At 63.4% G+C, this 8,266-nt stretch carries 8 protein-coding genes and 1 pseudogene; 7 read left to right on the plus strand and 2 right to left on the minus strand.

The genetic code is table 11. From position 1 onward, the window contains the following. Together EN879_RS15445 and EN879_RS15450 are read left to right on the plus strand one after the other, a co-directional pair. A pseudogene (locus tag EN879_RS15445) lies at positions 1–109 on the plus strand (NADPH:quinone oxidoreductase); the annotation flags it as partial. A 4-nt stretch (positions 110–113) separates the two neighbouring features. Beyond that, positions 114–1,103: a lipid A biosynthesis lauroyl acyltransferase gene (locus EN879_RS15450; protein WP_127274117.1), complete on the plus strand. Its 990-nt coding sequence runs from the start codon at positions 114–116 to the stop codon at positions 1,101–1,103. A 61-nt stretch (positions 1,104–1,164) separates the two neighbouring features. On the opposite strand, the gene EN879_RS15455 is transcribed toward EN879_RS15450, so the two are convergent. Continuing rightward, on the minus strand, positions 1,165–1,593 hold the full coding sequence (locus tag EN879_RS15455; RefSeq protein WP_013531220.1) for a L,D-transpeptidase: 429 nt from the start codon (positions 1,591–1,593) through the stop codon (positions 1,165–1,167). Between the two features lie 4 nt (positions 1,594–1,597). After that, positions 1,598–1,804 carry a hypothetical protein gene (locus EN879_RS15460; protein ID WP_127224121.1) on the minus strand — a complete coding sequence of 69 codons (207 nt, stop codon included), beginning with the start codon at positions 1,802–1,804 and terminating at the stop codon, positions 1,598–1,600. Positions 1,805–1,812: 8 nt separating this feature from the next. On the opposite strand from EN879_RS15460, the gene EN879_RS15465 reads away from it, so the two are divergent. The 5 genes from EN879_RS15465 (at position 1,813) to EN879_RS15485 (ending at position 8,179) form a co-directional block, all read left to right on the plus strand. Beyond that, entirely contained in the window at positions 1,813–3,093 is a 1,281-nt protein-coding gene (locus EN879_RS15465; protein ID WP_063168179.1) for an acetylornithine deacetylase/succinyl-diaminopimelate desuccinylase family protein, read from the plus strand. Positions 3,094–3,254: 161 nt separating this feature from the next. Next, positions 3,255–4,733 (plus strand): ABC transporter substrate-binding protein, encoded by a 1,479-nt coding sequence (locus EN879_RS15470; RefSeq protein WP_063168180.1) that lies wholly within the window; start codon positions 3,255–3,257, stop codon positions 4,731–4,733. A gap of 13 nt (positions 4,734–4,746) precedes the next feature. Next, positions 4,747–5,694, plus strand: a complete 948-nt coding sequence (locus EN879_RS15475; RefSeq protein ID WP_063168181.1) for an ABC transporter permease — start codon at positions 4,747–4,749, stop codon at positions 5,692–5,694. After that, the gene (locus tag EN879_RS15480) at positions 5,691–6,560 is read left to right on the plus strand and encodes an ABC transporter permease (RefSeq protein WP_063168182.1); all 870 of its coding nucleotides are present in this window, start codon (positions 5,691–5,693) and stop codon (positions 6,558–6,560) included. The genes EN879_RS15475 and EN879_RS15480 overlap by 4 nt, the downstream gene beginning before the upstream one ends. Further along, positions 6,557–8,179 carry a dipeptide ABC transporter ATP-binding protein gene (locus tag EN879_RS15485; RefSeq protein WP_013531215.1) on the plus strand — a complete coding sequence of 541 codons (1,623 nt, stop codon included), beginning with the start codon at positions 6,557–6,559 and terminating at the stop codon, positions 8,177–8,179. Before EN879_RS15480 ends, EN879_RS15485 begins: the two co-directional genes overlap by 4 nt. Positions 8,180–8,266: the final 87 nt, after the last annotated feature.

The raw sequence follows: 8,266 nt of genomic DNA on the forward strand, positions 1-8,266 counted from the left end.
GGTCGCACCCGTCATCGACACCGAAGTCGGCTTCGACGGTATCGACGCCGCGCTGAAGCGCATGGAAGGCCGCGACGTTTTCGGCAAGATCATCCTGCGCGTCGGCTAGAGCCTTGACCTCTGTATTCAAGAAGTTCCGCCGGGACCTCAAATTTCGTTACGGCAGGCAACTGCGCCAGCTCAATTACTGGCTGGTGGCGCGGGCAGCGATGATGATCATCTCGGTCCTGCGCCTGCTGCCGGCCGACAGTGCGCTGAATTTCGCCGACCGCGTCGCACGCCTGGTCGGCCCCCGGGTGGGACGCCATCAGGTCGCCGTCGACAATCTGCGCAAGGCCTATCCGGAAAAGAGCGAAGCCGAAATCCAGGCGATCGCCTCCGACATGTGGGGCAACATGGCTCGCCTTGCCGCCGAATACATCTTTCTCGACGCCCTCTTCGACTACGACCCCGCAGCCAGCGAGCCCGGCCGCGTCGAGGTCAAGGGAGCTGACCACTTCGTCGAAATAGCCAGCGAAGAGAAGCCGCACATCGTCTTCACCGGTCATCTCGGCAATTTCGAATTGCTGCCGGTGGCGGCCGCGACTTTCGGCATGAACATCACTGCGCTGTTTCGCCCGCCTAACAATCCCTATCTCGCCGACTACATCCTCTCGACGCGCCGCTCGACCATGGGCTCGTTGCTGCCATCCATGGCGGGCGCGTCATTCGCCCTGGCCGGGGTTCTGGAGAACGGCGGCAACATCGGCATCCTTGTCGACCAGAAATTCTCCAATGGACTGGAGACGACATTCTTCGGCCGTCCCTGCCAGAGCAATCGCGTGCTGGCCACCCTTGCCCGCCACTACGATTGCGACGTCTATCCGGCGCGCTGCGTCAGGCTGCCGGGCAACCGCTTCCGGCTCGAAATCGAGGACAAGTTGACCTTGCCGCGCACCGCTGACGGCAGCGTCGATGTCCGTGCCACCACCCAGCGTCTCAACGACGTCGTCGAGCGCTGGGTGCGAGAAGATCCCGGCCAGTGGATGTGGTTCCACAAAAGGTGGGAGATCAGCGGCGGGGGTCGAAAGCGACCGCGGGCAAAGGCGGTCCCAAACGCTTAGGCAGAGCTGCTGGCGTGGGGTTAGCCCAGCGCCAGCAGACAACAGCGAACCTGAACCCGCCTTAGTTGGTGACGACAATGCGCGTGTTGCCGAAACCCACTTCCCGCACCATCGAATAGAACGTGGCGGCATTGGCCGTGTGCAGCCTCACGCAGCCATGCGACGCCGGGCGGCCGAGCTGCCTGACGGCGCCGGTTCCATGGATGGCATAGCCGCCATGGAAGAACACCGAATAGGGCATCGGCGACATATGGTATTTGCGCGAATACCACATCCTGGCCGTGCGCTGCGGCCGATAGGTGCCGCGCGGCGTGAAATAGCCGGTGCGGGCGGTGGAGACACTCCACCGGTAAACCGACGCGCCATATCTGACGGTCATCGTCTGCGACGACACGTCTATATTTGCAACGAGGCTGGCTGCCCAGCCCTGCCCCGAAGCACCGAACAGCATTGCAACAAACATGGTTGCCATGAGAACTGTCTTTTTCATGCGATCAAACCCCTTTGATTGCCCCTAACCTGCCTGCCTGATTGTTTTTCATCTTTTTAATGGCAGATGCACGGGCTAACACACACACCTTGACCAATTCGCCAATCCAAAGCAGCGAATTTGAACGATTTCCCGCAATAGTTGCCGCAACGACACGCCGCACCGGCTTGATCGCCGGCGGGCTTGCAAAACCGCTGGGATCGCTGCTCAACTCTGCGCATGAACCAGCGACTCCTCCAGGCAATCGATGACAGGCGCGACGACGTCGTCGCGCTGACCGCCGAACTGATCCGTTTTCCGACTATCAATCCACCCGGCGAGGCCTACCGGCCATGCGCCGAATATCTCGGCGCGCGGCTGAAGAAGAGCGGTTTCGAGACCGAGTTCATCCGCGCCGAAGGCACGCCCGGCGACACCGACCGCTACCCGCGCGTCAATGTCGTTGCCCGTTCCGAAGGCAGGTCGCCGGGCGCCTGCGTCCACTTCAACTCGCATATCGACGTGGTCGAAGCCGGTGATGGCTGGACCGTCGATCCCTTCGCCGGCATCGTCAGGGACGGCAGGGTCTATGGCCGCGGCGCCTGCGACATGAAGGGCGGCCTTGCCGCCTCTATCATCGCAGCCGAGGCCTTCCTGGAAGTCTTCCCCGATTTTCCCGGCGCCATCGAAATATCCGGCACCGTCGACGAGGAATCCGGCGGCTTCGGCGGCGTCGCGCATCTGGCCAGGCTCGGCTATTTCTCAAAACCCAGGGTCGACCATGTCATCATTCCCGAGCCGCTGAACAAGGACCGCATCTGCCTCGGCCATCGTGGCGTCTGGTGGGCGGAGATCGAGACCAAGGGGGAGATCGCGCACGGCTCGATGCCGTTTCTCGGCGACAATGCGGTGCGCCACATGGGCGCCGTGCTGCGGGCTTTCGAGGACGAACTGTTTCCCGCGCTCGACCGCAAGATGACGCGCATGCCGGTCGTGCCCGAAGGAGCAAAACGCTCGACCATGAACATCAATTCGATCCATGGCGGCCAGACCGAGGATTTCCGGCCCGGCCTGCCGTCGCCCAACGTGCCCGACTCCTGCCGGATGACCATCGACCGCCGTTTCCTGCTCGAGGAAGATCTCGACACCGTCAAAGGTGAAGTGACCGGCATTCTCGACCGGTTGAAACGCGAGCGGACAAAATTCGACTATGAAATCCGCGACCTGATGGAAGTGCTGCCGCTGATGACCGAGCGCGACGCGCCGGTGGTCAAGGCGGTTGCGCAAGGCATCATGGCGATCTTCGACCGCGAACCCGATTATGTCATTTCGCCCGGCACCTATGACCAGAAGCACATAGCTCGCATCGGCCATATCTATGATTGCATCGCTTATGGGCCTGGCATTCTCGACCTCGCCCACCGGCCGGACGAATGGGTCGGCATATCGGACATGGTGGAATCGGCCAAGGTGATGGCGATAGGGCTCAACGTGCTGCTGCGCGGCACAGCCACGGGATAAGGTGTGCACCGCGACAAGCTTCGACTGCCGATGCGGTCGCCAGGACAAAAACATTCCCGGCCACGCCAAGGGGCAGAACGAAACGCAATTTACTCCGTGGCGAAATCACGCTTCTATCACTCGGGTTCGAGCACGTGTCTGAACGCATGGGGAGTTGCACGATGAAATTGTGGAAAACCATTCTGGCGGCCGCGGTGCTGTCGCTGGCCGCCGGCACCTCTGCGTTCGCCGCGCGAACCGACCTGGTCATCGGCATTCCGCTCGAACCCCCGCATCTCGATCCGACCGCCGGTGCCGCCGCAGCGATCGACGAGGTTCTCTATGCCAATGTGTTCGAAGGCCTGACGCGCATCGGGCCGAATGGCGAGGTGCTCCCGGATCTGGCCGAAAGCTGGACCATTTCCGATGACGGCAAGGTCTACACCTTCAAGCTGCACACCGGCGTGAAATTCCATGACGGCACCGACTTCGATGCCGCCGACGTGAAATTCTCGCTCGACCGGGCGCGAGCCGACAACTCCGTCAACGCGCAAAAGGGCCTGTTCGCCGCCATCGACAAGGTCGACGTCGTCGATCCGGCAACCGTCAAGGTCACGCTGAAGAACCCGCAGGGCTCGTTCCTCTACAATATGGGCTGGGGCGACGCGGTGATCGTGGCGCCGGAATCTGCCGACACCAACAAGGAGAAACCGATCGGCACCGGCCCGTTCAAGTTCCAGAGCTGGGCCAAGGGATCGTCGATCACGCTGGTCAAATCGGACAATTACTGGGGCACGCCGGCGTCGCTCGACAAGGCCGAGTTTCGCATCGTGCCGGATGCCGCGGCCTATGTGCCGGCGCTGCTCTCGGGCGACATCCAGGCTTTCCCGTTCTTCGATGCCGACAGCGTCGCCCAGGTCAAGGACGACCCGCGCTTCAAGGTGGTGATCGGCGCGACCGAGGGTGAGACCATCCTGTCGATCAACAACAAGAAGCCGCCTTTCGACAAGCTGCAGGTGAGGCAGGCGATCTCTTACGCGCTCGACCGCAAGGCCATCATCGACGGCGCCTCGGCCGGCCTCGGCCAGCCGATCGGCTCGCATATGTCGCCGGCCAACAAGGACTATGTCGACCTCACCGGCCGCTACCCGCATGATGTCGCCAAGGCCAAGGAATTGCTGAAAGAGGCAGGCCTCGAGAACGGCTTCAAGGCGACGCTGAAACTGCCGCCGCCCACCTATGCCCGTCTCGGTGGCGAAATCATCGCCTCGCAGCTTCGCGACGTTGGCATCGATCTGGAAATCATTCCGGTCGAATGGGCACAGTGGCTGGACCAGGTGTTCACCAAGAAGGATTACGACCTGACGATCGTCTCCCACACCGAGCCCAACGACATCGATATCTATTCGCGCAAGGATTATTACTTCAACTACGACAACCCGGCCTTCGACAACGTGATTGCCGATCTCGGCGTCACCTCCGACGAAGCCAAGCGCAAGGAATTGCTGGGGCAAGCGCAGAAGATCCTGGCCGACGATGCGGTGGTCGGCTTCCTCTATGAATTGCCGAAGATCGGCGTCTGGGACGCCAAGCTGCAAGGGCTGTGGGAAAACGCCCCGATCCAGGCCAATGATTTGACCAAGGTGAAGTGGAGCGAATGATCCCCCACCTTCCATGACCGCCTACCTCCTAAAACGCCTCGCCATCGCCATCGCCACGCTGGTGCTGGCTTCCATGGTGGTGTTCGCCGTCCTGGAGGTCCTGCCCGGCGATCCGGCGCGGCTAATGCTGGGCCTGAATGCCAGTGCCGACCAGGTCGAGTTGCTGCGCAACCAGATGGGCCTCAACGCGCCGCTGGCTTGGCGCTATCTGCACTGGGCGGGCGGCCTGCTCAGCCTCGATTTCGGCCGCTCCTACACCTATTCGGTGCCGGTCATCGGTCTGGTTCGCGAGCGGCTGGCCGTCTCGCTGCCGCTGGCGCTGATTGCGCTTGCGCTCTCCACCCTCATCGCGATTCCCGTCGGCCTGTTTTCCGCCAGCCGGCGTGGACGGGCCGGTGATACGATTTCCATGGGCGCCGCACAGCTTGGCGTCGCCGTGCCCAATTTCTGGTTCGCGCTGATGCTGATCTATGTCTTCGCCGTCTGGCTGCGGCTGGTTCCTGCTGGCGGCTTTCCCGGCTGGAGTGCCGGCGTCTGGCCAGCCTTGAAGTCGCTGCTGCTGCCGGCGTTGGCGCTTGCCTTGCCGCAAGCCGCGATTCTGGCGCGCGTCACCCGCTCGGCGCTGATCGAGGTGCTGAACGAGGACTATATTCGTACCGCCCGCGCCAAGGGTCTGCCCTACCGAGCTGTGCTGTGGCGGCACGCGCTGCGCAACGCCATGATTCCGGTGCTGACCATTCTGGGCCTGCAGTTCGCCTTCCTGCTTGCCGGCACCATCATCATCGAGAATGTTTTCTATCTGCCCGGCCTCGGCAGGCTGGTGTTCCAGGCCATCACCCAGCGCGACCTGATCGTCGTCGAAAGCGTCGTCATGCTGCTGGTCGCCGCCGTCATCGCCGTCAATCTGCTGGTCGACCTTTCCTATGCGGTCGTCGATCCGCGCCTGAGAAGCCGGCAATGACACTGCACATCGACATATCAGAAGAGACGTTCGGCAGCATCCTGAGCAAGGCGTTCGGGAATACCGCCTTCGTTGCCGGTTTCGTCATCACCCTGCTGATCCTGGCAATGGCTGTCGTCTCCTATGCCTGGACGCCCTATGACGTCACGAAACTGGTGATATCGGATAAGACGCAAGCGCCCTCGCTGGCGCACTGGTTCGGCACCGACCATTTCGGCCGCGACATCCTGTCGATGGTCATGGTCGGCGCCCGCAATTCGATTGCCGTGGCGCTGGTCGCGGTCGGCATCGGCATGGGGGTCGGCGTGCCGCTCGGCGCCTTTGCCGCGGCACGCGGCGGCCCCGTCGACGAGGCGCTGATGCGGCTGAACGACCTCGTCTTCGCCTTCCCGGCTTTGCTGTCGGCGATCATGATCACCGCCATCTTCGGACCGGGCGCCGTCAACGCCATCATCGCCATCGGCATCTTCAACATCCCGGTCTTTGCGCGCGTCGCCCGGGCCGGCGCGCTGGCGATCTGGCCGCGCGAGTTCATTCTCGCCGCACGCGCCGCCGGCAAGAGCAGCACGCAGATCACAATCGAACATGTGCTGCCCAATATCGCCACGCTGCTTCTGGTGCAAGGCACCATCCAGTTCGCGCTGGGCATCCTGGCCGAGGCCGGGCTTTCCTATCTGGGCCTGGGTGCGCAACCGCCAATGCCGAGCTGGGGCCGCATGCTGTTCGACGCGCAGACCCGCATGGTGGTGGCGCCATGGATGGCGATCTTTCCGGGCATGGCGATCGTTGTCGCCGTGCTGGGGCTGAACCTCCTGGGCGACGGCATCGCCGACATCCTCGATCCGAAATCGCGGCGGCAGCGATGAGCCTGCTCGACATCGAGAACCTGTCGCTGACCATCGGCGACACGCAGATCCTCAAGGGTGTGGAGCTTTCCGTCGCGCCCGGTGAGGTGATGGGGCTGGTCGGCGAATCCGGTTCCGGCAAATCGATGACCGCGCTGACGGTGATGCAGCTTCTGCCCCATGCCGCGCGCGCCAGCGGACGTGTCACATTCGACGGCATCGACATCCTGGCAGCAACCGAGGACCAGATGTGTGCGCTGCGCGGCGACGACATCGGCATGGTGTTCCAGGAGCCGATGACCGCGCTCAATCCGGTCAAGACCATCGGCGAGCAGGTTGCCGAAGGCATACGCTGGCACACCAGGGCCAGCCGCGCCGAGGCCGAAGACCGGGCGCGAAAAATGCTCGACCGTGTCGGCTTGCCCGAAGCGAAATTCCCGCTGTCGCGCTATCCGCACGAACTGTCGGGCGGCCAGCGCCAGCGCGTCGTCATCGCCATCGCCTGCGCGCTGAAGCCGAAGCTGCTGATCGCCGACGAACCGACGACGGCGCTCGACGTGGTGCTGCAGGCACAAATCCTCGACCTTTTGCGCGACCTCGTCGCGGAGAGCCGCATGGGCCTGCTCCTGATCTCGCATGACCTCGCCGTGGTGACCGAGATGGCTGACCGCATCACCATCCTGCGCCGCGGCGAGGTGATGGAAGCCGGCGACACCGCACGCACGCTATCCGAACAGCTCCACCCCTACACGCGCCAGTTGGCGCAGGCCTCGATGCATGTGCCGGCGCGCGCCAGGCCGCATGGCATCGAGACGGGCCGCCCTTTGCTTCAGGTCGAGGGCGTGACCCGCGACTATCCCGGCCGGCGCACTTCGCTGTTCAAGCGCGCGCCTGGTATCCGCGCCGTCGACGACGTCTCGCTGTCGATGGCGCCGAGTCAGTCAGTGGCACTGGTTGGTCGCTCCGGCTGCGGCAAGTCGACGCTCGCCCGCATGATCCTGGCGCTGGATCGGCCGACATCGGGCTCGATCCGGTTCCGCGGCGGGACCATAACCGGCAAGAGCGAAGCCGAGCTGAAGCCGGCGCGACGCGATATGCAGGTCGTTTTTCAAGATCCCTATGGCTCCTTCGACCCGCGCCAGAAGGTGAAAAAGCTGGTTGCCGAACCCCTGCATGTGCTGGAGAAAAAGCCGACGCGCGCCGAGTGCCGCGAGATGGTGGCGCATGCCCTGCACGAAGTCGGCCTCGGCATCAGCGACATGGACAAATACCCCCATGAATTTTCCGGCGGCCAGCGCCAGCGCCTGTCGATCGCCCGCGCCATCATCACCCGCCCCAAGCTGGTCGTTGCCGACGAGCCGGTCTCGGCGCTCGATGTCTCGATCCGCGCCCAGATCCTCGATCTGTTCGCAGAGCTCAACCAGAAGCTCGGCATCGCCTACCTCTTCATCACCCACGACCTGACCGTGGCCCGCGCCATCACGGACGAGGTGCTGGTCATGCATGACGGCAAGATCGTCGAGCGCGGCAAGACGAGCGAAGTGCTCGACCACCCGCAGTCCGAGGCTGCCAAGGCGCTTGTCACCGCCGCCCCTGACTTGCACCGGGCGATCGCGGAGCGGCTGCGGGAGCAAGGCTGATCAGGAGAGAAGGCGGCCCGATCACTCCTGCGTCTTGACCACATCGACCGGGCTGATATCGAGCAGGTCCAGCGTGCGGCGCAGCAG

This window comes from Mesorhizobium sp. M7A.F.Ca.AU.002.02.1.1 (assembly GCF_003998535.1).
Taxonomy (GTDB): Bacteria; Pseudomonadota; Alphaproteobacteria; order Rhizobiales; family Rhizobiaceae; genus Mesorhizobium; species Mesorhizobium ciceri.